The organism is Ornithinibacillus halophilus (assembly GCF_900129485.1).
Classification (GTDB): Bacteria; Bacillota; Bacilli; order Bacillales; family Amphibacillaceae; genus Ornithinibacillus; species Ornithinibacillus halophilus.
Window position 1 is genome coordinate 44,079 of sequence record NZ_FQVW01000003.1, and the last position, 24,620, is coordinate 68,698.

General features: G+C 35.8%; 23 protein-coding genes. 6 read left to right on the forward strand and 17 right to left on the reverse strand.

Features of this window, described 5'->3' with window-relative positions; genetic code table 11:
* Positions 1-146: 146 nt before the first annotated feature.
* The 6 genes from BUB12_RS03475 to BUB12_RS03500 all read right to left on the reverse strand — a co-directional run bounded on the left by BUB12_RS03475 (position 147) and on the right by BUB12_RS03500 (position 5,083).
* On the reverse strand, positions 147-1,046 hold the full coding sequence (locus BUB12_RS03475; RefSeq protein WP_072888074.1) for a metal ABC transporter permease: 900 nt from the start codon (positions 1,044-1,046) through the stop codon (positions 147-149).
* A 5-nt stretch (positions 1,047-1,051) separates the two neighbouring features.
* Positions 1,052-1,963, reverse strand: a complete 912-nt coding sequence (locus tag BUB12_RS03480) for a metal ABC transporter permease (protein WP_072888076.1) — start codon at positions 1,961-1,963, stop codon at positions 1,052-1,054.
* Positions 1,941-2,702: a metal ABC transporter ATP-binding protein gene (locus BUB12_RS03485; RefSeq protein WP_072888078.1), complete on the reverse strand. Its 762-nt coding sequence runs from the start codon at positions 2,700-2,702 to the stop codon at positions 1,941-1,943. The genes BUB12_RS03480 and BUB12_RS03485 overlap by 23 nt, the downstream gene beginning before the upstream one ends.
* A gap of 1 nt (position 2,703) precedes the next feature.
* Positions 2,704-3,645, reverse strand: a complete 942-nt coding sequence (locus BUB12_RS03490) for a metal ABC transporter solute-binding protein, Zn/Mn family (protein WP_072888080.1) — start codon at positions 3,643-3,645, stop codon at positions 2,704-2,706.
* 356 nt (positions 3,646-4,001) lie between these two features.
* Entirely contained in the window at positions 4,002-4,298 is a 297-nt protein-coding gene (locus tag BUB12_RS03495) for a heme biosynthesis protein HemY (protein WP_072888082.1), read from the reverse strand.
* 62 nt (positions 4,299-4,360) lie between these two features.
* Positions 4,361-5,083: an EcsC family protein gene (locus tag BUB12_RS03500; RefSeq protein ID WP_072888084.1), complete on the reverse strand. Its 723-nt coding sequence runs from the start codon at positions 5,081-5,083 to the stop codon at positions 4,361-4,363.
* Between the two features lie 376 nt (positions 5,084-5,459).
* On the opposite strand from BUB12_RS03500, the gene BUB12_RS03505 reads away from it, so the two are divergent.
* Both BUB12_RS03505 and BUB12_RS03510 read left to right on the forward strand, forming a co-directional pair.
* The gene (locus tag BUB12_RS03505) at positions 5,460-5,762 is read left to right on the forward strand and encodes a PadR family transcriptional regulator (protein WP_234982555.1); all 303 of its coding nucleotides are present in this window, start codon (positions 5,460-5,462) and stop codon (positions 5,760-5,762) included.
* A complete protein-coding gene (locus BUB12_RS03510; RefSeq protein WP_234982557.1) occupies positions 5,755-6,903 on the forward strand; it encodes a DUF2812 domain-containing protein in 1,149 nt (382 codons plus the stop codon). Before BUB12_RS03505 ends, BUB12_RS03510 begins: the two co-directional genes overlap by 8 nt.
* A 401-nt stretch (positions 6,904-7,304) precedes the next feature.
* Here the strand turns inward: BUB12_RS03510 and BUB12_RS17600 are convergent, their stop codons facing one another.
* From BUB12_RS17600 to BUB12_RS03530, 5 genes are all read right to left on the reverse strand, one after another.
* Entirely contained in the window at positions 7,305-7,475 is a 171-nt protein-coding gene (locus BUB12_RS17600; protein WP_234982559.1) for a hypothetical protein, read from the reverse strand.
* 84 nt (positions 7,476-7,559) lie between these two features.
* Positions 7,560-9,287, reverse strand: a complete 1,728-nt coding sequence (locus BUB12_RS03515) for an ABC transporter ATP-binding protein (RefSeq protein WP_072888090.1) — start codon at positions 9,285-9,287, stop codon at positions 7,560-7,562.
* A gap of 209 nt (positions 9,288-9,496) precedes the next feature.
* Entirely contained in the window at positions 9,497-10,237 is a 741-nt protein-coding gene (locus tag BUB12_RS03520) for a DUF4097 family beta strand repeat-containing protein (protein ID WP_072888092.1), read from the reverse strand.
* Positions 10,238-10,382: 145 nt separating this feature from the next.
* A complete protein-coding gene (locus tag BUB12_RS03525) occupies positions 10,383-10,898 on the reverse strand; it encodes a DUF2812 domain-containing protein (protein ID WP_072888094.1) in 516 nt (171 codons plus the stop codon).
* Entirely contained in the window at positions 10,879-11,232 is a 354-nt protein-coding gene (locus BUB12_RS03530; RefSeq protein WP_072888096.1) for a PadR family transcriptional regulator, read from the reverse strand. Before BUB12_RS03530 ends, BUB12_RS03525 begins: the two co-directional genes overlap by 20 nt.
* A gap of 330 nt (positions 11,233-11,562) precedes the next feature.
* Between BUB12_RS03530 and BUB12_RS03535 the strand changes: the two genes are divergently transcribed.
* Genes BUB12_RS03535 through BUB12_RS03545 form a run of 3 tightly spaced genes read left to right on the forward strand, consistent with a single transcriptional unit; the run spans position 11,563 to position 13,985 of the window.
* Complete coding sequence (locus tag BUB12_RS03535) at positions 11,563-12,318, forward strand: GTP cyclohydrolase II (protein ID WP_072888098.1); 756 nt, start codon at positions 11,563-11,565, stop codon at positions 12,316-12,318.
* Positions 12,311-13,399 carry a bifunctional diaminohydroxyphosphoribosylaminopyrimidine deaminase/5-amino-6-(5-phosphoribosylamino)uracil reductase RibD gene (gene ribD / locus BUB12_RS03540; protein WP_072888100.1) on the forward strand — a complete coding sequence of 363 codons (1,089 nt, stop codon included), beginning with the start codon at positions 12,311-12,313 and terminating at the stop codon, positions 13,397-13,399. The genes BUB12_RS03535 and ribD overlap by 8 nt, the downstream gene beginning before the upstream one ends.
* Before the next feature lie 19 nt (positions 13,400-13,418).
* Positions 13,419-13,985: a 5' nucleotidase, NT5C type gene (locus BUB12_RS03545; RefSeq protein ID WP_072888102.1), complete on the forward strand. Its 567-nt coding sequence runs from the start codon at positions 13,419-13,421 to the stop codon at positions 13,983-13,985.
* A gap of 61 nt (positions 13,986-14,046) precedes the next feature.
* Here the strand turns inward: BUB12_RS03545 and cydC are convergent, their stop codons facing one another.
* From cydC to helD, 5 genes are all read right to left on the reverse strand, one after another.
* Positions 14,047-15,753: a thiol reductant ABC exporter subunit CydC gene (gene cydC / locus BUB12_RS03550; protein ID WP_072888104.1), complete on the reverse strand. Its 1,707-nt coding sequence runs from the start codon at positions 15,751-15,753 to the stop codon at positions 14,047-14,049.
* A complete protein-coding gene (gene cydD / locus BUB12_RS03555) occupies positions 15,750-17,477 on the reverse strand; it encodes a thiol reductant ABC exporter subunit CydD (protein ID WP_072888106.1) in 1,728 nt (575 codons plus the stop codon). The genes cydC and cydD overlap by 4 nt, the downstream gene beginning before the upstream one ends.
* Positions 17,478-17,492: 15 nt before the next feature.
* Positions 17,493-18,506 (reverse strand): cytochrome d ubiquinol oxidase subunit II, encoded by a 1,014-nt coding sequence (locus tag BUB12_RS03560; RefSeq protein ID WP_072888108.1) that lies wholly within the window; start codon positions 18,504-18,506, stop codon positions 17,493-17,495.
* Positions 18,503-19,858, reverse strand: a complete 1,356-nt coding sequence (locus tag BUB12_RS03565) for a cytochrome ubiquinol oxidase subunit I (protein ID WP_072888110.1) — start codon at positions 19,856-19,858, stop codon at positions 18,503-18,505. The genes BUB12_RS03560 and BUB12_RS03565 overlap by 4 nt, the downstream gene beginning before the upstream one ends.
* A 458-nt stretch (positions 19,859-20,316) precedes the next feature.
* The gene (gene helD / locus BUB12_RS03570) at positions 20,317-22,614 is read right to left on the reverse strand and encodes an RNA polymerase recycling motor HelD (protein WP_072888112.1); all 2,298 of its coding nucleotides are present in this window, start codon (positions 22,612-22,614) and stop codon (positions 20,317-20,319) included.
* 310 nt (positions 22,615-22,924) lie between these two features.
* Here helD and BUB12_RS03575 point away from each other — a divergent pair, with 310 nt between their 5' ends.
* Positions 22,925-23,875, forward strand: a complete 951-nt coding sequence (locus tag BUB12_RS03575) for an aminoimidazole riboside kinase (protein WP_072888114.1) — start codon at positions 22,925-22,927, stop codon at positions 23,873-23,875.
* A 100-nt stretch (positions 23,876-23,975) separates the two neighbouring features.
* Here BUB12_RS03575 and BUB12_RS03580 read toward each other — a convergent pair whose 3' ends face one another.
* Positions 23,976-24,554: an NADPH-dependent FMN reductase gene (locus tag BUB12_RS03580; RefSeq protein WP_072888116.1), complete on the reverse strand. Its 579-nt coding sequence runs from the start codon at positions 24,552-24,554 to the stop codon at positions 23,976-23,978.
* Between the last annotated feature and the right edge of the window lie 66 nt (positions 24,555-24,620).

A 24,620-nucleotide genomic window follows, 5' to 3' on the forward strand; every position in this document is an offset into this window, starting at 1 on the left:
TTTTTTATAACTATGGGACAAAATCAAGTTTGTTAGTAGCCAAATTAAAAATACGAAGGGAATTTTATATCAAAAAAAGTATCCGAACAAGAATTCAATCCCTTTTCGGATACTTACCATTATCTATACTATACACACTTATAACTTTACCTTGTAGATTTCTCGTTAAGAGCCTTATTGTCCGTTACATTTGGGATAAATTTTGCAAATAAACCATGCTTAGGTGATCCTATGAAACTGATAAGAAACACAATCCCTGTAGCAAATGCCATAGACCCAGATATTGAAGTATCAATCCATGCAGCAATATAATACCCCGTTATCGCAGAAACTACTCCAAAGGTTCCACTTAATAAAAGCATTATTGAAAGTTTATCTGTCCATAGATAAGCAGACGCTGCTGGAGTAATTAACATTGCGACTACCATGATTGCCCCTACTGCATCAAAAGCTGCAACGGTTGTAACTGATACTAAACTCATAAACACATAATGCATTAACACTACTGGAATCCCAATACTAGCAGCCAGAGCTGGATCAAATGATGTTATTTTCCACTCTTTGTAGAATGCTAGTATCATAAAAACTACAATTATTAAAACAAGAAAAAGTATGGCAGTTGCTTCTGGTATTGATCCTATCATTGGTAAATTCACAGTATTCCATGGAATAAACGTAATTTCTCCCATTAATGCATGTTGAACATCTAAATGAGCATTTCCAACTGAGGTAGCAATGAGAATAACCCCAATAGCAAATAGTGTCGTAAATACAATACCAATTGATGCGTGGTTTTCAATTTCTAATGAATTTAGCCATTGAACCAATACTGCTGTTAATAACCCCACTAATATTGCACCAACCAACATATGAGGCCCGCTTAACTCTCGAGTAATAATAAAAGCAACTACTATTCCTAGTAGCACCGTATGGCTTATCGCATCTGCCATCATTGCCATTCTTCTCAGAATTAGAAACACCCCGATTAGTCCACAAGTTAAACCGACTAAACAAGCAGTTATTATAATCCACGCTGTATAAGTCATATCATCTACCCCTTATGGTCCAGACTAATCTGTTTATTCACCAGTTGTTTACGCTGGATTTTAAATTGAATATAGTTGGATACAATCCCTTTTTCTTTCCCAAAAATAAGTGAAATAGTGAAGAATACTCCAGCAACTAAAACAATAAACGGACCTGTTGGCCATCCACTGCCTAGAGCACTTATATAGGTGCCAATTGCTCCCGATAATCCACCAATACATGCTGAAATGATTAACATCCACTTAAATGATTGCGTCCAATAACGGGCACTTACTGATGGTATAATTAATAAAGCAGCAATTAGAATTACTCCTACTGCTTGAATACCTATTACGATAGTAGTAACCAATACACCTGTATATAAGAAATTCATTCCTCTTATTGATAGGCCAATACCTTTTGCAAATTGTGGGTCAAATAAATAGATTTTCCATTCCTTAAACCCAAGAAATAAAACGATTATGACAATCACTGCAAGCATGAGCATTGTTATTACATCAGATTTTACCATCGCAGCTGCCTGCCCAAAGATAAAATTATCTAATCCACTTTGATTTCCACCTGCTGTTCGATTAACCAATGTTAAAAGCATAAGTCCAGCACCAAAGAAAATAGATAAAATCATCCCCATTGCTGTATCTTCCGTTATTCTTGTTGTAGATTGAATCAATTGAATAAGAAAAGCTCCCATTAATGCACTTATAGCTGCACCAATAATAAGGATGAGTAAGTTTTTTTCTTGTAATAGTAGAAAGGCAATTATTACCCCTGGAAGTGCGGCATGAGCTAAGGCATCACTCATCAGGCTTTGTTTTTTCCAATAAGCTAGACACCCTACCATCCCTGCTGCTATTCCAAGAATCATTGTACTAGCAAGAACCCATTGCGTCGTACTACTTGCCAGTATGGACCACATATTGTTTCTCCTCCCCCATCCAACGCATATTTCCACCATATGTTTTCGCAACATTATCCTTAGTAAATGTTTCAGTAGTTTTACCGTGATTCATTACCGTTCTATTTAGCAAAAGAACGTGATCAAAGTATTCTTCTACTGTTTGTAAATCATGGTGAACAACCATCACGGTCTTTCCATTTGCCTTCAGTTCTTTTAATATCGTCATTATGGCACGCTCTGTTGCAGCATCAACACCTGCTAATGGTTCATCCATAAAGTAAATATCAGCATCTTGCACTAATGCCCTTGCTAGAAATACTCGTTGTTGTTGTCCCCCCGAGAGTTGACTAATTTGTCGATCAGCATAATCTTCCATTCCCATTTTTTTCAAAGCATGAAATGCCTTTTCTTTATGCATGCGTGTTGGTAGTTTGAGCCAACCAATTTTCCCATAAAGTCCCATCGTCACAACATCGAGTGCATTGGTAGGGAAATCCCAGTCAACCGAGCCTCTTTGTGGTACATATCCAATATATTTCTTTGCTTGTTTAAAAGGTAAACCCATAAAATCAACTGTTCCAGATAAAGAAGGATGAAGTTGTAGCATGGTTTTTATTAAAGTGGACTTTCCGGCACCATTTGGTCCAACAATGCCAGTTAATGACCCTTTTTCTACAGAGAAATCCACATTTTCTAGAACGGTATTTTTTCGATATGCAGCCGATAGTTCCTTTACCTTTATTACGGATTCAGCCAATTTACTCTGCTCCTTTCATTAATGCATTATAAATGGTATCCACATTATGGCGATACATGCCTAGATAGGTGCCTTCCTTTGTTCCGTCTTCTCCCATTGCATCCGAGAATAATTCCCCACCTAGTTCAACAGTAACGCCTTCACTATCTGCCCCTTCTATTACAGCTTTTATAGAGTCCTCACTAATGCTACTTTCAACGAAAACAGCAGGTACTTTGTAATCAATTATGATATCAATCGTTTCTTGTATATCAGATACTCCGATTTCTCCATCGGTACTTAATCCCTGAAGTCCAATTACTTCTAAATCATGCATTTCTCCAAAATAACCGAATGCATCATGTGCAGTTACTAAATACCTTTGTTCTACCGGGATTTCTTCTAATTTCTTTGCTTCCTCTTTCAATTCATCCATTTGTTCAAAATATTCTACTTTATTTTCTTCAAAATAATCTGCATGTTCTGGTGCGAACTCTTTTAATTCATCAACTGCAGATTCCAACGCATGCTTCCATAGATCTAAATCAAACCAAATATGGGGATCGACAGCACCTGTTTCGTCTTCTAATAAGGAATCTTCCGAAACTGTTTCACCAATAGCAAGTACTGGCTTTGACTGCGACATTTCATCAAAAATCTCCACCATATTTGCTTCTAAATTTAATCCGTTATAAAATGCCATATCCGCTTCTTCAATTTTAGAAATATCCCCATGTGTAGCATTGTACAGATGAGGATCTACAGACGGCCCCATTAAGCTATTCACATCTACATATTCCCCACCTATAACAGATAAAGGTTCACCAATTTGTGCAATGGTGGTTATAATACTTATTTCCCCATCTGATTTGCTTGCACTTTCTTCGTCCGTTCCACAAGCTCCAAGTAACAATACGATGCTAAGTAAAAACACACTACACCAAAGTTTCAATAAACCTTTCATTTTGCACTCTCCTTTTATTTTTGCTCTAAGGCAACTTAATTTGTTACCGTCAATGATAATCCCTATAGTTTGTATATGTCAAGATGTTTTTCGGAAAACTTATAATTTTTCCCTGACGCAACTTTTGCACGTGATTTAATCCTATGCAGCAAAAAGTAAAAGTGTTCAACTTACAAGAAAAGCGCAAGCGCCTTGGTCAGCCTCAGGCATAGCTTAAGTCGAGCCTCGGCGTGGCGATCTTTGCCCGTGATGAGGATTGACTTAAGACCTCGAGGGGGTAGGCGCTGGAGCTAGACATCTCTTCTTATATAAAAAGGACAAAGAGTTTTCCTCTTTGCCCTTGTCATATTTAGCTATTAATGATGATGTCCCATTTTTGGGTTGGTAATGAACATTTCTTCTTTTGGTACATAGAAATATTGAATCCACACACCATCTAAATATTCATTTCCTTTTTCTAAAATAATATCAATATCCTTATCTGTACGAACTACCTCATCATTTTCGGTTGGTGTATCCAATTCAATATCATAATGCGCATGGTCACCATGGATGTGAGTCACAAATACCCGAATCATTTTACCTTCTGCTTCTTTTGTTTCAAGCATCTTATTTAATACTTTTGCTGCATTTCTATTTGTTTTACACTTCATTATGTCAAACTCCTATCAAGTAGATTCAATTATATTGTTCCACTTTTGAGAAGAAAAAACAATTAATAATCCTTAGGCTCTTCTTTAAGTAGCCGTAATCGATATGCGTTCATCGCAGTATCACCAAGTTGATCCAATAAGTTATAGTTAGCATACGCTCCTACAATTGCCCCAAATCCAGGAATTAACTGGAGCATTTTGACGAAATCGATATAGTCTCGATATTCTTGTTGAAATACGCGCCAATCCATGTCGACAAGCTTTTCCTTTTGCTCTTCCCAGTTGTCGATATAGAAAAAGGTCTCCCGACGTTTTTCGTCATTTGAAAAAGCTAGCTGAAAAACATGTAGAATAAATAATCGTTCCTCATATTGGTCTGTGTCGTATCCATAAACAGCAGCTGCCTCAAAAAGAAACTTCATTTTTATTGAAAGTAACAGCGGAAAGTCAGCTAAACCTAAAAATATTCCACCTGCTCCAGTGCCCGCACCTTCTATTGTTGCTGTTTTACGATAGGTAGCTAATTTTTCCTTTACGAATTCATCCTTTTCATACAAACTTAATCCTAATGTTGGCTTTTTAGTAGTAAGATTAGAACCAACCAATGTCGCCTTTACCATATTTTTTATTGCGTCCGTTATAATCTGATGGGCTTTTTCAGGAATTTTTTCATTAATTTTGGTTTGTGCTTTTTTGGCCAAACGATTGAAGACACCCGATTGCTTTAATAATTTATTTCTCCACACTTGTAAGTCATCATATACTTTACTTTCATAATCATTCAAAGTCATCATTCCTTTTAGTTAATACCTCATTAGTTAAATACGTGTTTAGATGTAGTTAGGTTTCCCTTAAGTTCAATTTTAGAGGTCACTTCCATATATTCAGAAAATTATTGACATATCGTTTTACTATGTTATTATTATGCCACACGATATATCGCAATGCATAATAGTGAGATTAAAAAAGAGAATTCACTTAGTAACGTAAGAAGGACAAGGAATTCTCCCTATGTAGTACCTTTGTTAGTATCAGGTGCTCGAATCTAGTCACCTCAGAAAAGTTATACTTTCTTATCTTTCAAAACATGGAGAAATTCCTCCATTACCAACCAATTCTTTAAGAAGGTGAATTTTCATGTCAAGTAATGAGAAAACCCCTATGACAGAGGCAATGTATTACGTTTTATTAGCATTGATAAATCCCCTTCACGGATATGCAGTGATGGATGAAGTACATAAAGTATCTAATAAAAGAGTTACTATGGGCCCTGGTACTCTATATGGAATTCTAAAACGTCTGCAGAAAATGAATTATATCAGGATGACTAAATCGGATGGCAGGAGAAAGGTTTACCATATTACATCTTATGGTGAAAAGGCATTAGAACAAGAGTACCAGCGACTTGCCTCTTTGGTCCAAGACGGGAAACACTATTGGAAGGGAGCGGATAATGATGAATAGAAGGAAACGAAAAATTCTTTACTTATCTATGTGGCAATTGGAGGAATTAGAGGCATGGTTTAATGACATGCACCTAAAAGGATGGAAATTAGTAAAGTTAAACAGAACCTTTGCTACTTTTGAAGAAACACAACCTATGGACGTACAATACCGTTGTGAAATTTATAAAACTGATGACTCCTATGAAAAAAATCGAGTTGATTTTTATGAACAATCAGGGTGGGAATATGTCGATTCCCTCATATTTGTTCATATTTATAGAGAAATAGTTGGGGCAAATCCAGTTGAAATCCATTCTGATCCTAGCATATATTCCGAGTCTATCAATATCCTTAAAAATGATTTAGTAAAAAGAGGGCTTTTAATACTAATAGCAACAATTACAATGGTTTTTGTATATTTACACCAATTAGAAAGGAATCGGGTTGGTATTTTTTTAGATGATTATTTTATATTTCCTTTAACTGGAATAATTACTTATTTATATATTCTTATAACAATGATTAACGGTGTTTTCCATACACTACGATTGCTCAAAAAGTTAAGGTCTGGCCAGATGCTCAATCATCAAGCAACCTATAAAAGGAAACTATATTTAAAAATATTAATAGATATTGTTATTTTCGGGAGCATTATCTCTCTTTTAACTTATCTATTTATTCAAGATAATACTAATCCTGAATATACCGCTATTCCAAATGAGCAATTACCTGTTGTTCAAATTTCAGATATATTAGTAGATGAGGAATTTGAACAGATATCTCAAGGAGATTATGATAACAATTATCAAATTGATTCTAGTATCACCGTCCCTAAACAATATGAATTAAAACAGACAGTGGAGATTTCCTCGGGTAAGTTTTACTTTCACGATACGCAATTATACTCTGGTTACTATGAAGCTCGTAATGAATGGTTAGCTTCAGGTTTGGTTACTGCAATAAAGGAAGAATTTGACTTTATAATACCCAAACACTTTGACCAAGTAAAAGATATCGGTTTTGATGAAGCATGGATTTATGAAAATGGAAGTCAACATGAAATCGTAGCTAGAAATGGAAAAACAGTTTATCGCGTTATTTATTGGGGTGACATAGAAACCGATACACTTCTTAAGCGAACCCTACCAAGAATGCAATAATCTGCTTTGTTGATTCACACTACGGGCAGTCGCTTTCCACGGGCACGGCCTCACGGCCTCAGCCTCCAGCGTGGAAGCACTGTACCTGCGTCTACAAGTTACGCTTCGTCGCAGGCTCCTCGGTACAAGGGGCTAAAGTAGATTATTCTAGTAGTTCCCTCGCTGTGGGGCCTTCGGACACGTGCTGTTCCCGTTGGAGTCGACTGCCCTTCTGCACGATAACGTCGAACCATCTGGTATTGTCAAGCGCAAATATTTTCGGTGGGGCGAGTTTATTTGCGTAACTATTAAGTTATTGCATGTTTAGTGTTGATGTTGAGAATCCTGCAACCATGTTGTTCTTCTTAGGTCGTTGTAGATTATGATATAATCCTTCTTATTGCGTTCTATAATAGGAGGTATCATTCATTGGCTAGCAAGAATGTACAGTTTTTTGTATAGTTGGTACTTGGATTTATCAGTTTAAGTAATGGAGTGATTACTTTAATCGCATTTGGCCAAAGTCTTTGGTCAGTTATAGCAGGGTCAATGCTAGTTTTAGGTGGATTCATTCTAATAATCATTTCATACATAGCTTATAAGAAAAGCATAAAGCGCTAAGACAGAATTTGTCATCTTAGCGCTTTTATTCTAGACTTTTTTTAGATCTAAATGGGTTAAGTCAACTGTTGCTCTGCAAATTCTCTATATAAATCGTGCGTTTTAATTAAATCCTGATGATTTCCACTACCAGTCACTCTTCCATTTTCAATAAAGATAATTTTATCGGCATCAACAATTGTAGATAATCTATGGGCAATAACAAAGGTTGTCCTCCCTTCCATTAAACGAGTTAATGCTTCTTGAACTATCCCCTCAGATTGGCTATCGAGACTAGCTGTTGCCTCATCCATCATCAAGATTTTTGGATCACGCAGGAAGGCTCGAGCGATATTTATTCGTTGTCGTTGTCCACCAGAAAGCTTTACCCCTCTTTCCCCTACTTCCGTATCTAATCCTTTATCAAAAGAGCGAATAAATTCATCCGCATACGCCATTTTAGTAACTTGCCATAAACGATCGTCCGTTATTGTTTCTAAATCTGGCAATCCATAAGTTAAATTATCACGTATCGTCCCAGCCATCATTGCACTTTCCTGGGATACATAGCCAATCTGACTTCTCCATGAATTTAATGAAAGTTTATTAATCGGAGTAGCCCCCACCCTTATTTCTCCCGAGGTCGGAGCATAATATCTTTCTATTAAAGCAAAGAGGGTTGATTTTCCACCACCACTAGGTCCAGCAAAAGCAATCATTTCTCCCGGTTCTGCTTTAAATGAAATATTTTCTAGTACTGGTTCAGACTCCTCATATGCAAACGATACATTAGAAACATGAATCACTTGATTAGAAATATCTTTATCTAATCCAGATTGACCATCTTCTTCCTGCATATCTAGTATGGAGATAATCCTCTCCGTTGCACCTTTTGCTTTTTGTAATTGAGTAAAAAACATCGCAAAAGACGTTATAGGAAAGATAATTTGAAATAAATAAAGTAAAAAGGCTACTAAAGATCCGGTTGACATATCTCCTTCAGCAACACGTATTCCACCATAACCGATAATAACCACAATTACGACCATCATTACCGTATACATAAGTGGACCAATCAGGGCAAAAATTCTTGCTTCTTTTAAGCCAAACTGTAATAAACGCTCAATTCCTGACAAGCCTTTTTCTTTTTCTACAGATTCGGCCGTAGAGGCTTTCATCAGTCGAATTTCGCCTATCGTTTGTTGAATACTGCCTGTAAATGTTGCTGTTTCGTCTTGTAGTCCACGAGAGACTTTCGACATTTTACTACCCAAAGGAATCATAACAGCCATTGTAATTGGAACGGCCAACAACATCATTAATGTCATTTTCCAATCCATTACTAACAAGATTGCCACGGCACCTATAATAGATATTATTCCTCCAATAAATTGTGGAAAGTGCTGTGTAATCAAATCACGTACAATCCCAGTATCATTAACAACTCGACTAACTGATTCTCCACTGGCTTGTTTGTCAAAATAACTAACAGGCAGGCGAATTATTTTTAACCACATTCTATCCCGCAATCTAGCAACAATCCTTTGACCAACTGCTGCTAATAAATAGGTTGATACCCCGTCAATAACTGCTTGCAATATAAATACGACGATAATTGCAATGATCAATCCGATACTTAACGATTCTAGTGAAAAACCATCTACCAATTCTTTCGTTAATAGCGGAATGGTTAACCCTACTAATGTTGTAATAATACTTCCAATTAAACCAATGGTTAAGGCTAATTTAGGAATGTTTGTCGAAACAATTAGTGAAATAAAAGGCTTTAAGCTATTCTTTTTCATCGTTACTATTTTCTCCTAACTACAGGACCTTATCTATATTTTCATACTACATTCTATATTTCATACTACATTATAATGCCTTTATAATAGGAAGTATAATTTCATCCATGCAGTTTGTTTCAACAAAAAGAAAACCGAACAATCAGTTCAGTTTCAAAAGAATAAAAAATAATATGTAAATTATAACTGTAAAAGTCTATAACTAATGCCTAGTTTATTACTTTTACACTTCCATTTACAGTTGATATGTTTACTTTATTCTCACCATCACCAAAAACGGCACGATTAGTATCCTTCCCAAAAACTTCAACCTTTCCAAGCACTACATCTACATCAATCGTCACATTAGAAGGTTGATTTCTTGAATGAATAGAGATTCTCCCATTCACGGAACTTAGATTAATCGAACGATCTAGATAATCTGTTTCCAAATTAATACTTCCATTGGTTACACTGCCTCTAATGTCACCAGTTAACTGTCGAAAGCTCAGCTTCCCATTTTGTGACTGGATTCTAGAAATCTTTGTATTCATATTTGATAAGGTTACAGCTCCATTTATTGTTTCAATTTCTAAGTCTTCTATTGTTAGATTTAGAGTAGAGATTTTGCCATTTACTACATTCATCGTAACCGATTCATATTGTTTTTCTGGTAAATACACTTTTATCTTTGGATTAGATACGTTAAACTCTAACCGAAAGAAAGAGACCCTTCTTTTTTCTTTAGATTCAATTGACAATACACCATTATTAACATTCGCAGCAAAAGTGTAACGAGTATGCTTTCTCTCAGGCGCACTAAATTCAACAATTATTTCTGGATTATTAGTGGATATAAACTCAATACCAGCATTATCAGATACAAGGTCAATGTGCTGAACTAAATCTACTCTGAACCTACTTGTAATCGTTTTTTCTTTTGATTTTGCAAAAATAGATTGAATTGCCAAAGCAAAACCACTCCTCCAATTATCAATTTCATAACTATTGTAATTAATTATTTCGACTCAGAGATATCTAATTCCTTCTTTTACCATTCTATCTAATTAAAAAAGGTTTAGAATATAAACTATTCCAAACCTTTTATCTAACTCACTACCCCTTTTTATTATAAAACTTCACTCTTCTACGTAATGAAAACAACAGAAACACGTAAAGAATAACGACTGGTAATACGATTCCCAAGGATAGATATTGTACCCATAACCCTCGCCAAGTAGCAAATAAGCCAACTTGGGTTAGTAAGACCAGAAGGAAAAGAGTAATATAAAATCGCATCATCCTAGAATAGGATTCTTTAACAGATTCTTTATCAGAATATATCTTTTTAACCCCTTGCTCACGATTATCTTTACGAAAGTAATGAAATAAGTTAACAGCATCATCCACGTACTCCCAACCCGCATCTCGATATAACTGGAAATAATCCTCGTCTGCTTCTGGACGAAAATCTGTTTGGTAAACATAAGAGTTGTTAGGGTCTTCCTCAAAGTAATAAGTCATCAATCGATATTTAGTTAAATGCAACCCTTTATTTGACATCTCGGTCAACCATTTTTCTTCTTTTTCAATATTTGACGCAAGGAAAATTTTAAACTTCTTTATTGTCATTATTCTCACCCTCCAATTGTTCAATATACTCTTTAGCATTATCCACTAATGAATTTAGGCGTTTAAATTCAAGCAATAGTACCTCTTTCCCCAAAAATGTTAATTCATAAAACTTCCTTCGATCTCCCTTAATTTCCTTAGACTTTGTAATAATAGATTGCTTTTCTAATTTACCTAAAGCTCCATACAGTGTCCCTGGTCCCATTGAAACCTCTCCATGGCTAATCTCTTCTACATCTTTAATAATTCCGTAACCATGACGAACCTCTCTAAGTGATAACAATATATAGTAAGTAGCCTGTGATAATGGTAGGAACTCTTCTGCCCGTTTCATTCTAAATCACCTCTCTTATATCGCCCTTCAATGTATTGTGATTCGATATATCGTCTATCGATATAATAACAGGTATTTTTCTATTTAGCAATAGGAAAATGTCATTTTTCTGAAATTGGACATACTAAAACGTAGTAAGCCTAGACAACATTAAGAATTTCGCCATATGATGAATTATGATAATTTTATGGAATGTTCGATGAACCTATGTTTGAGCCCTATAAAACTGCTTGAATAAAAAAGCTTTGAATTTCATATTTCTCAAGAAAGATAAATTGAAGTAATATTTATTTTTCCTTATACTTAATGCAGTGAAAGGAGATATACGATATGGGACAAGTTAAATTAGAATCAAAAGTATTTTCCGTACTAAAAGATAAAATACAATCCATTCAAACAAGTGAAGGTGCGATATATTTAGTGGGGCCGGTAAAACTACCGGTAAATCTATATGGGGAAACAGTTGAATTTAAATGGTATTGCTGGCTCAACTGTAATGAAGACACAGAGGATTATGAAAAGATAATTGATAATCTATCCTCACAAAATTTAGCAGACTACCAACAATCAAGTGTGCTAGTCTATGGCGACTTTGAAGAATCTGATGATGCTTTAATTCGAATGCATTCCATTTGCCATACAGGCGATATTTTCGGTAGTAAGCGCTGTGACTGCGGATTCCAATTAAGAGAATCCTTGAAGAAAGTTAAAGAACACGGCTCAGGCGCAGTCTTTTATTTAGCTAACCATGAAGGAAGAGGCATTGGTCTATTTTCTAAAGCAATGGCTTATGTACTACAAGAAAATGGATATGACACAGTTGAAGCCAACGAGCAATTAGGTTTTGTGAATGATTCTAGAAACTATGATGATGCCATTAAAGTATTACAAAGGTTACGTACGAAGCCTGTAACACTAATTACCAACAACCCATTAAAATTAGAAGCATTACAAAATGCAGGCCTATCTGTTTCTGGTAGGGTTCCTTTATGGGGAGATATATCTGAATATAACGAGAAATATTTACAAACAAAAATAGATAAATCAGGACACCTTGAAGAAGAAAGGGCCTGTGAAAATGACTAGCCATGAATTTTATATGGGTCTAGCATTACAAAACGCAGCTGCCATGAAAGGGCAAACAGACCCTAACCCCTTGGTTGGTTCAGTCATTGTAAATAATAACCGTATTGTTGGAGTAGGTACCCACTTAAAAGCAGGAGAACCACACGCTGAGATACATGCACTTCGAATGGCGGGTGATGCAGCAAAAGGTGGCACTATTTATGTCACTCTTGAACCATGCTCACATCACGGTCGAACTGGTCCTTGTGCAGAGGCCATCGTTAACGCTGGGTTGAAGAAAGTAGTCATAGCAACACTTGACCCAAACCCCATCGTTGCTGGAAATGGTGTCAAAATATTGGAAAACGCTGGCATTGAAGTGGTAACTGGAATTCGTGAACAAGAATCCATACAGCTTAATGAGGTCTTCAATAAATTCATCGTTACAAAAAAGCCTTTTGTTACATTAAAAGCAGGTTCAACACTAGATGGAAAAGTTGCAACTCGAACATTAAATAGTAAGTGGATTACATCTGAAGAATCTCGGTTAGATGTTCACCAATTACGACATGAAAATATGGCTATTATGGTTGGTATTAATACAGTAATAGAAGATGATCCTTCGTTGACAGCAAGGATTCCAAACGGGAAAAACCCGATTCGAGTCATCTTAGATTCTACGTTACGAATTCCACTAGAATCGAAAGTTGTAACTGATCAAGAGGCAGAAACATGGGTATTTACGAGCAAAAACTATAACAAAGAACAAAAACGGTTATTAGAAGAACAAGGTGTAACGGTATTTGTTACGAATAATGATAATTCCGTAGACCCTAATGAAGTGGTTGAGATCTTAGGTGAAAAATCTGTTTCCTCGTTATTTATTGAAGGTGGAGGAAATATACATGCATCCTTTTTAGAAAACCAACTAGTAGATAAGGTTGTTTTATATTTTGCTCCCAAATTAGTTGGAGGTAAAGATGCTCCCACATTTTTGGAAGGAACTGGCTTTGAATTAATGAAGGATGCAGTCGAATTATTGGATACCAATATCGAACGAATTGGCAAAGACTTTAAGTTTACAGGGTATCCCAGCTATTAATTTGTAATTGAGGGATTGTATGAGATTTGGATTTGACATTGATGACACGTTAATTAATTTAAGAGAACATGCTTTTAATCTATATAAAAGGAAGTTGAATCAAGCACTATCTCGGGAAGACTACCTTTCGATTCAACGCGTTGAAATTCATGAACCATTTGGTTTAACGGATGAAGAAGGAAAAGAACTATGGAACAACTCTCTTGAAACAATCTATTTTACAGATTGTCCACCATTTCCAAGTGCAGTAGAGACATTACAAGGCTTGGCAAGAGAAGGCCATGAGATTTTCTATATAACGGCACGTCCAAAAGGACATCGAGAGCGAACAATAAAATGGATGAGCGATCAAGGTTTTCCTGTGCTAGATAGTAATTTTTATTATGGGATGAAAGACCATGAAAAAATTCATATTATTAAAGAATTGAGTCTAGATTATTATGTTGATGATAAACCTGCTGTATTAGAGACACTCTCTGATACAACGGTTCAGTTAATAGTAAAGGACCAATCTTATAACCAGGAATTACATCTACCACGGTTAACGGCATGGAAGGATTTCAATAGGTTAGTCATGGGATTATAATATAAAGCGTGCTCGTTATTTGAGCACGCTTTTTTGATAAGTGGGGATTCGAAAACCTCTTCTATAACAATCCTTTTTCTATCTCTTTCATTTGATAAAAGTACCCTTTTGCTGCTATTAACTCATCAAATGTACCTGATTCAACAATCTTCCCTTGATCCATAACAATAATTTGATCCATTTTTTCTAAACTACCTAATCGATGACTAACTAATACCAACGTATCTTCTTTAGCTTCTTGATATAAGTTTTCAAATATAAATTTTTCTGTTAATGCATCCACTGATGATGTTGGTTCATCTAATAACCATAATTTCCCTTGCTTTAAGATTGCTCTAGCAATTGCTAATCGTTGTTTTTCCCCACCAGAGAGATTGTCTCCTTTTTCAAGCACTGGATCATCTAGTTGAAAATCATCTAAGTTTACCTTGGATAATACATCTGCCAGTTCTTCATCGGTTAAATGCTCCCCGGCTAATTGTAAATTGTCTCGAATCGTTCCAAAGAAGAAATGGTTCTCTTGTAAAACAACATTACACTCTTTCCAGATGCTTTCCTCCGATAATTGATTAATTGATTTATCATTAAACATTACGTTTCCCTTTTCTGCTTCAATCATCTTGAGGATTAGCAGTAAAAGGGTAGACTTCCCAGAACCACTCGGCCCTACTATAGCTGTTTTTGAACCAGTCGGTAAATCCATTGAGACATCTTGTATAGCATTCCTCCATTCACCCGAAAAAGCAAATGTAATTTTATCTATTTTGATAGTAGGAGCATCAGTCAATTTAAGATCGTCTAGTTCTTCATACTTTACTTCCTCATTCACCACATCCACTAATCTGGATGATGCTGTCCTTGTTTCTTGGAGATAAATAGGAAATACTCCCATTGGCCCAACATCTTCAAAAGCTGTTATTGAAATCATTAACAGCATTGCTAGGAAAATACCTTCTAACTGGCCATTTACTACTAATAAAGCACCTATCACCAAGACCGTCCAAGTTATAAACAAAGCAATAAAAGCATTAATCGATTGGTTTCTGATTTTATGGATACTCTCTGTTTCTTGTTTTGATAAATATTGATTGGCAGTTGCTTCTACTTTATTTCCTTTCTCCCCCAACCGTTGATATATCTTTAAATCTCGGTATCCATGAAGAAATTCCGTTACTTCTGTCGAAAGCTTACCTCTCTCCTGGCGAATAGCACTGTCGATTTTTGCTTGTCTTAACGAAAATAGTGCAGGCACAAGAAATGTCGTCAAAATTAAACCGACTAAAATAATAATCGAAATATATACAGAAAAGAATGTTGTAAATAGTACTGTACTTAAGAAAACCATTATTAGCACAATTGGTGGATAAAAAACACGGATAAAAAAATTTTGTAGACTTTCAACATCTCCAACAATTCGAGCTAATAAATCCCCACTACGATATTTTTGAAAGATACCTGGTGCCAACGGTTCAAGTTTTTCAAAAAAAGCAACTCGAACATTACTTAGTATCGTAAATGTAGCTCGATGAGAAAAATAACGCTCAGCATATTTACTCATAGCGCGTGTAAATCCAAGTAGTTTAACTGTTGAAGTTAATATAATTAGCGCATATAAAGGGGGGGCAAAAGCAGACTTAGAAATTAAATAACCACTAGCCGCAAAAAGACCAACAGCAGAAATTCCAGCAATAAACCCAAATAGAATAGAGTATAAAATATCGCGTTTTTCCAGTGCAACTAATCGAGTAACAAATGCTAAGTCTTTCATAATTCCCTACCACCTTTTTGAACAGAGACCATCACCTTGTATTCTAGTGAGGATTCCATTAATTTTTCATGTGTTCCAGAAGCAATCAACCGTCCTTTATCTAGAAACAAAATGAGGTCTGCATTCTTAATCGTATGAAGGCGATGCGCAACCGTAATTACCATCGAATTCTCCGTTAGCTTCTTCATTGATTCCTGTAAAATCTGTTCGGTTTTTATGTCCAGGCCGGTAGTCGGCTCATCAAATAAAATAATCGATGGTTGTTTCAGAAATGCCCTCGCAAGCGCTAAACGTTGTTTCTCTCCACCTGATAACCCTCTTCCTGCTTCACCAACTTGAGTATCATATCCCTTTTCTAAGGATTGGATCATCTTATGGAGACCAGCTTCCTCTGCAGCTTGTTTTACTTCTTTCAGGGTGGATTCTTTCAACGTTCCTATTGCAATATTTTCAGCAATGGTTCCTGAGAATATATAAGGATGTTGTGTGATGTAAGCTAACCGGTTATACCAATCTTTTTCTGCATATTCGTGTAACGATACACTATTTATTGTTATTTCTCCCTTAGTTGGACGTAACAATCCAGCAATTAGTTGTAGGAGGGTTGATTTACCTGATCCACTTCTACCTACAATAGCTACCTGACCGTTTGACGGGAATTTAGCATGAATATCAGCCAACGTAAACGTTCCCTCACCATAGCTAAAGTCCACCCCTGATAGTGACATCGTAAAACTCTCATCATCGAGGGACTTCTCTCCCCATTGAACGGATTCGTCTTTATTTGCTAATTCATCAATTATATTTTGGGCTGCTCCCATACTAGTCCTTCCATTGTGAAAAGTTGTTCCTAACTCTTTTAATGCCGTAAAAAATTCAGGAACTAGCAACAGGATAAAGAATGCAGTGAAAAAAGATATGCTTTGGTAAATAATCAATTGAATCGCTAATTCTAGTGCAACAATTCCTATACTAAGCATCATCACGACTTCAAGCATAAATGAGGAGGTAAAAGCAACTTTTAATATTTCCATCGTAGCATCTCGAAATCCAAGGCTACTTTGTTTGATCGTTTCTTTTTGTTTTTTCGCCTGACCAAATAATTTTAAAGTAGTTAACCCTTGTAATGTATCTAGAAATCGCCCTGAAAATGCAGCAAGCTTTTCCATTTGTTCTTCTGATTTTGCTTTTGTTTTCATACCGATAATCATCATAAAAATAGGAATAAATGGTGCAGTAATAAGCATAATTAGGCCAGAGTTAATATGCTGTGTCATAACCACAATCAAAATTAGAATAGGCACAAAAGTGGTAACCATTACTTGGGGAATATAACTACTAAAATAATTATCAACCTCATCAACGGCATCCATCATGATACTTACCTTATGGCCTGTTTGTCCTTGCTGAGAGAGGTGAACGGGCTTAGAAGTAAAATGAGTGAGTAGTTCTTTTCGGAAATCTCGTTTTACTCGTGTTGCCATCCGAATTCCTCGCTTAGATTTCACATAGTTGAAGAAGGTTCTTAACAACATGATAAATAACAGTCCTCCCAATAATGGAAGGACATCTTGAAAGGATTTTTGACGTAAAAATATATCATCAATGACTCTTACAATTAAATAAGATTGGGTAACAATCATTACACCAATAAATACGGCAATAACTAATAAAAACAACCTATCCTTTTTTTGATTTGATGCGATTTCTTTTAGGCTTTTCATAGCAAATCTCCTATATCATTTTTTCCCCTTAATATAGTCTGCATCAAACAAGAATAACTTCATTAATAGAATTAACGAAGGAATTAATAATAGTAATCCGGCAATAAATACAACTACTAATGCAATTCCCATGGATTCATGTGTCGCACTGCTTTGAACTGTAATATACGGATCTAAGATGAATGGATAATGACCAATTCCGTAAGCAAAAAACGCAAAGAAGAATTGGAGCATAATGCTAATAAATGCTAATCCATAGTATTTACCAATGTAGAGTAAAAACATCGCAATCATGAAAAATCCTACTGATAAACCTAGCATCCACCACAGGTCCATCATATTATTAAAGTGTCGTTCATTATGCTGACCTAAAAAGATAAATGCAGTAAGTGCAGCAATGATTGTTGGCGTGCTCCAGAACAGTGCATAGCCCCGAACAAGTTTTAGTGCAGCTTGATCATTCGCACGAGATGCATAGAATGTTAGGAAAGCCGAACTAATAAATAATACTGACACAACAGCCAAACCAACAATACTCCAAGAAAGTGGACTCGTGAATAAATCTAGATAATTTAATGTAACAGTTCCACTCTCCTCTACGATAAAACCACCCTCAGATAACGTTAACGCAACTGATAGGGATGCTGGAATGAATAATCCGGTAGCTCCATATAAAAACATATAAACATTGCTCTGTTTTGATCCGTAATTTTCAAAGGCATAAAAGGATCCTCTGATTGCGAGTAGAATAATAGCAATACTTCCAGGAACTAGAAGTGAAGTTCCATAGTAATACGCTGTATCTGGGAAGAAACCAACTACCCCTACAAAGAAAAACACGAAAAATACATTTGTAACTTCCCAAACAGGGGAAAGGTAACGCTGTATTAGCCGATTAATGATATGGTCCTTTTTTGTTATCCGTGCATAGTAGGCAAAAAAGCCCGCTCCAAAGTCAACAGATGCTACAATTAAATAACCATATAAAAACAACCAAAGTACAGTGATACCTATAATTTCATAACTCATTCAGAATCACCCTTTTCTATTGTTGGGTATTGTTTCTCAAGTTCGTCTTCAACTGGACTATTTCGGAAAAGTTTTCGTAGTATAACAACACACAACACTCCAAGCACGATATATAAACCTAAGAACAGGATAAACATCAAGCCTACATAAGGTGAAGTTGTGGCTGCTTCTTCCACAGTCATATACCCACGGATGATCCATGGTTGACGACCTTCCTCGGCAAAAACCCAGCCAAATTCAATTGCCAACATTGCTAATGGTCCACTTAGGACAATTAGAGATAACATCCCTTTATTGTGCTCATTAAGCTTTTTCATTTTACTTAAAATTAAATATAAAAAGGCAATCCCAATTAAAGCAAACCCGATCATTACCATTAGGTCAAACATATAGTGAATCCATAATGGCGGAATCTCATCCTCTGGAAATTCTTCTAATCCAGTTACTTCTGCATTAAAATCCCCATAAGCCAGGAAGCTTAGGAAATTAGGAATACGAATTTCGCCTATTACTTCATGTGCATCATTTAACCAACCGAATAAAATAAGGTCTGCACCTTCCTCAGTTTCGAAATGCCATTCTGCTGCAGCTAATTTTTCTGGCTGATGTTCTGCTAAAAATTTAGCAGAGAAATCTCCGGCAAGTGCAGATAAAATACCAAAAATAAATACTAAGCTCATCGTTAGTTTTAGCGCTTTTTTATGATAATCTGAAGTTTTCTTTTTTAATATCATAAATGCTGTAATCGAAGCGAGTACCGCAGCAACCGTTAAATATGCTGTTGTTAATACATGAAATACTTTCGTCGGAGTTGCTGGGTTTAGCATAGCAGCAATCGGGTTAACAGCAGCAAAGTGACCGTTTTCAAGTAAAAATCCATCAGGGGTATTCATAAATCCGTTAACAGTTGTAATAAAGACAGCAGACATTCCTGCTCCAATGACTATAGGAATTGTTAACATCCAGTGGATATATGGGTTTTTGAATCGGTCCCAAGTGTAGAAATAAATACCTAGAAAGATTGCTTCGAAGAAAAAGGCAAATACCTCCATAAATAATGGAAGTGCAATTACGTTCCCAGCAACTTGCATGAAGTTTGGCCATAGTAAGGATAACTGCAAACCAATTGCCGTTCCCGTTACAACCCCTACTGCCACCGTAATTAGAAAACCTCTTGCCCATCGTCTAGCAAGCATTAGATAATGAGGGTCTTGCCTCTTAATCCCAATAAATTCAGCAATGGAGATCATTAATGGAACTCCAACACCGAGCGTTGCAAAAATAATATGGAATCCCAGCGTTAATGTCGTAAGTAAGCGACTCATTAAAACCGGATCTTGTTCAAATAGCATTAAATAACCTCCTAATATGCAGATGAAAATCAAAGACACAAGTTCAATAGTGAACAAGCCTTTATATATATATGTGTGGATTAGTGTATAATCCTTATCTTTTCAGGTTTTCCCTATATACATAGTATAAATGATTTTAAGTGATATGCATCACACATACGTGACAAATACTTGACATTTAATTGACGAAATTTAGTCAGGTTAAAATTGATGCAGGAACTTACTACCAGTTCCACATGTAGCAAAATCCCTTCATTCTATGGTATCGGGAATTTATGATTTTTATCGGCCAATTAGATAAGTTAATCGGGAAACTCGACTATTTTATCAGCAATTTCAGATGGTTTATCAGTGAGTTTCATTAATTAATCGGGAATCACCCATTCTACAGCTCTCCTCCACCCACTAATCAATAAAAGCGCCCTTAGCCAATGACTAAGGACGCACACTTACTGTTGTTATTCGTTTATCACTTCGAACGTATCACTAGGTGTCTCTTGAATAAACTTACATGCTTCTCCATCTGAAATCATCACCAAATCATGCATCGCTCTCGTACATGCTGTATAAAATAGCGTACGGTCTGATTCCTCGGAATAACACTTTGCTGAAGCATCTGGAATTATGACACCATCAAATTCAATTCCTTTTGCTAAATAAACAGGGAGCACTAATAACCCCTTTTGGAAGGTATAGGTTTCTTCATCAATTAGATAAATATCGGTTTTCTCCCTTAACCTCTCGTGTATTGTTTCACTTTCTTGAAGTGTCTTCGTAATAATCGCAATGGTTTCATTCCCCTTATTCCGAAGTTCCTCCAAATTTGCCAACAATAAATCGTTTAAATTCTGATCTTCTTGAATAATAAGTTTTGGCAAATCACCATCCCGATTAAATGGTTCGATCATCTCTCCACCAGGGGCAAAATACTTTGTAAATTCAACGATTTGCCTAGTTGATCGGTAACTTTTCGTTAATGTGATTCGTTCATGTTTTCTCACCATGGTATCGGGTATGAGTGGATTTTCCTTCGATGTATTCGCATAAATCGCCTGATTGATATCCCCTAATAGGGTCATTCTTGTATGTGGGAATAACTCACGAATATAGGCAAATTGAAATGCTGAATAGTCCTGAGCTTCATCTATAAATAGGTGTCTCACCGAACGATCCGAATAATCTCCTATTAGTTTCCCTTGAAAATATACGTAAGGAGCAGCATCCTCCCAAGGCAAAAATCGCTTAGTAATATTCTTTGCCGTAAAGTTAGCTATTTTTTCCCATTGGATTGGTTTATTTCCATTCCACTCCGTAAATAACCGATAATAGGTCGCCAATACATTAACAAATTGAAATCTCTTCACTTGTTTTTTAATCGGAGAAAAAACTCTCTTTACAATCTCTTTGCGCAAAATTTCCTCTTCTAGATTTATGTCTTCGTCTACCTTTTGTTCTTCATAATAAGCTTTTAAGTAGTCTTCTTTATCTAACAACTCTGCCTGTTCCATGACCCAATCATTATATATTTCTTCCTTTTGATGTTTTCGCAACTCATGTAATAACCATTTTGCCACTCGTTCCACACGATTCGGAATAGAAATTTCAGCATCAAAAGAATAAAAGTATTCATATATCTCCTCTTTAGAGATCAAAATTCTGCCCTGGAACGTAATATTTTTAAAATGTACTCCTTCTTGTATCAAATTCAGAAGATAATCATCGATATGATTTTTAAATTCTACACTTGATTTGTAATTCATATTTTCTATTCGGATCTCATAGTCAGGATTTCCTTTAGCAGTTAACACATATTCCATCTGTTCAAAAGGGGATTCAATTTCAACGTTACCCACTGCTCGATCTCTTAAATAATTTAAGAATGTTGTTTGACGTACATTCTCTTCCCCTAGTTCCGGAAGCACATTTGTTATATAACTAGAGAATAAAGGGTTTGGAGAAAACATCACGACATTATCTTTATTTAACTCTTTTCGATATCGGTATAATAGATAGGCAATTCGTTGTAATGCAGCAGATGTTTTTCCACTTCCAGCAACACCCTGTACTACTAGAAGATCACTTTTTTCATTTCGAATAATTTTATTTTGTTCCTGTTGAATGGTGGCAACAATACTTTTCATCGTCGTACTAGCTGTATTGCCTAATGCATTTTGTAATAATTGGTCACCTATTGTTAAACCCGTATCAAACATTCCTTTAAGTTTTCCCTGCCTAATGATAAATTGCCTCTTTAATTTAATTTCTCCGTGTATCTTACTATCCACCGTTTCATAAGATGCCTTACCTGGTGGGAAATCATAGTAAAGACTTGATATCGGTGCTCTCCAATCATATACAAGGAAATCCTCATCGTTTCGATCCATCAGAGAGGCTACCCCGATATAGATTGCTTCCTTTTCAGACAACCCCTCTTCTATAAAGTCGATCCTTCCAAAGTATGGAGAATCCTTTAACCGTATTAGTATTTTTAATTGTTGATCTAACTTACCGTGAGCAGATTCTTTTTGCGTCAATAACTCAGCTTGTTGTTTTATACTTGCTTCTGTTTCAATGATGTCATCTGGTTCATCAATATTTACCGTGACATCATCCCAGAAAGTTTTACGAAGTTCAATTACACTTTCTTTAATTCCTTTCGATTTTGCATATAACTCCTGGGCCTTCTGGTTGATTTCATGAATTACTTCGTCCACTCTTTTTTGTTCAGTAGCTCGTTCATTCGCTTTATTACTCATTTGATCAACCTCTTTCGTTAAAATTGTTGACTTTCACTTTACTGTTTGATATAATATAATTGAGTTATTATATCTAAGTTAGAATAATACAGTCTGACTGTTTTATAATACCATTTTTATTCAGGAATATCAACTAATGTCCGGGACTATTTATGTAGTCTTGTTGCTATTAAGTTGAAATATAATTGCAGATACGTTATCCTTATTAAAAATAATGCCATGTCTTATGAAAAGGAGGGAAGCTATGATTAGCTTTCCTCCTTTTGCTTTAATTATGGGTACATGAATTTCTAGGAAGGGGTTAGAAAAAATGAAAAATGGAATTATTTCCATGGGAGAAGCATTAATCGATTTCATTCCTACTGACCACACCAATTCTACTTATTTTAAAAGTCCTGGTGGCGCTCCAGCAAATGTTGCTGTTGGTCTAGCCAGATTAGGTTTACCATCTCTATTTCTTGGAATGGTTGGTAAGGATGTATTAGGAAGTTTCTTACAAAATGTGTTACATAATTATGGTGTAGATATCTCACAAATGCAATTCTCAACAGATACGAGAACTGGACTCGTTTTTGTAACAAATACTGAAGATGGAGAAAGAAGCTTTGATTTTTATATTAATCCTAGCGCAGACCAAAAGTTGAGTAAAACAAATATTAATAAAGAGCTATTTGAAACACATAAGATTTTTCACTTTGGTTCTATATCTCTCATCAACAACCCTATAAAAGAAGCAACAAAATACGCTGTAGAGCTAGCCGAATATAATGATATGATCATCTCTTTTGATCCAAATGTACGTTTAAGCTTGTGGCCAGATGAAGAAATTGCTCAAGAGACAATCATATCCATGTTACCCAAGGCAGATATCTTAAAGGTATCCGAAGAAGAACTAGCATTCATTACTGGAGAGAACCGAATTGAAGATGGGTTAGAAGCTTTGGAAAAATACGATATTCCTCTTATTCTTGTTACATTAGGAGCAAAAGGTTCTTATGTACATACAAAAGATGGAACAGTTCATATTCCTGCCCTAAAGGTTGAAGCGATTGATACTACAGGTGCAGGTGATGCATATGTATCAGGGATTTTATATTCTATCCATGAAAATCATCAATCTCTTGAGTATTTACGATTAGATGAGGCAGAAGAAATGGCTCGGTTTGCATCCATATCGGGAGCTTTAGCAGCATCCGCTAAAGGAGCTATGACAACATTACCAACACTAGATGACGTTTTAAAAAAACTAAATGATTTATAGAGGTTGTTGCTATTTGAGCACAGTTCATGTAAGAATGTTACCATGTAACTACAAAAACCCCACCAAATGGTGAGGTTTTTTCAATATATATTATAATATTTTACGCGTTTGTAGTTGCTTCTTCACGAACTGTTTTTAATGCTTTGCTCCATGTAATAACTTGATCTAGCATGTCGTTAGCGTTTGTTTCATGATAATCAGCAGGTTTGAATACACTCATGTTTTCAAAGTCTGTCATTAGTGAGAATGTAACTGCTGTACGAACATCAGCAACTTGCAACTCACCTAAGATGAGACGTAGATTTTCATGTGCACGAACTCCACCTAAGCTACCATATCCAACCATACCTGCTGCTTTGTTGCCTACTTCTGCTTTTAGGTAATCCATTGCGTTTTTGAATGCACCACCTACAGCATGATTGTATTCTGGTACTACGAAAATATATCCATCAAATGATGCCATTTTTTCTGACCAAGCTTTAATTGCCTCTCCTGCTTCTTCTTGTTGTGCTTCAGACACTTCTGCACCTAAAAGTGGTAATTTATAGTTAGCAAGGTCGACAATTTCATATTCAACATTATCATTGCGCTTTGTAGCGAAATCATAAGTCCATTTCGTTACTGCTTCTCCATTACGACCTTGACGTACACTTCCTAAAACAATTCCTATTTTTAACATAGTGATTATTCCTCCTAGTAGCAATTAGTCCTTAATTAAAATATCTTGAATTAAAGATATACTAAG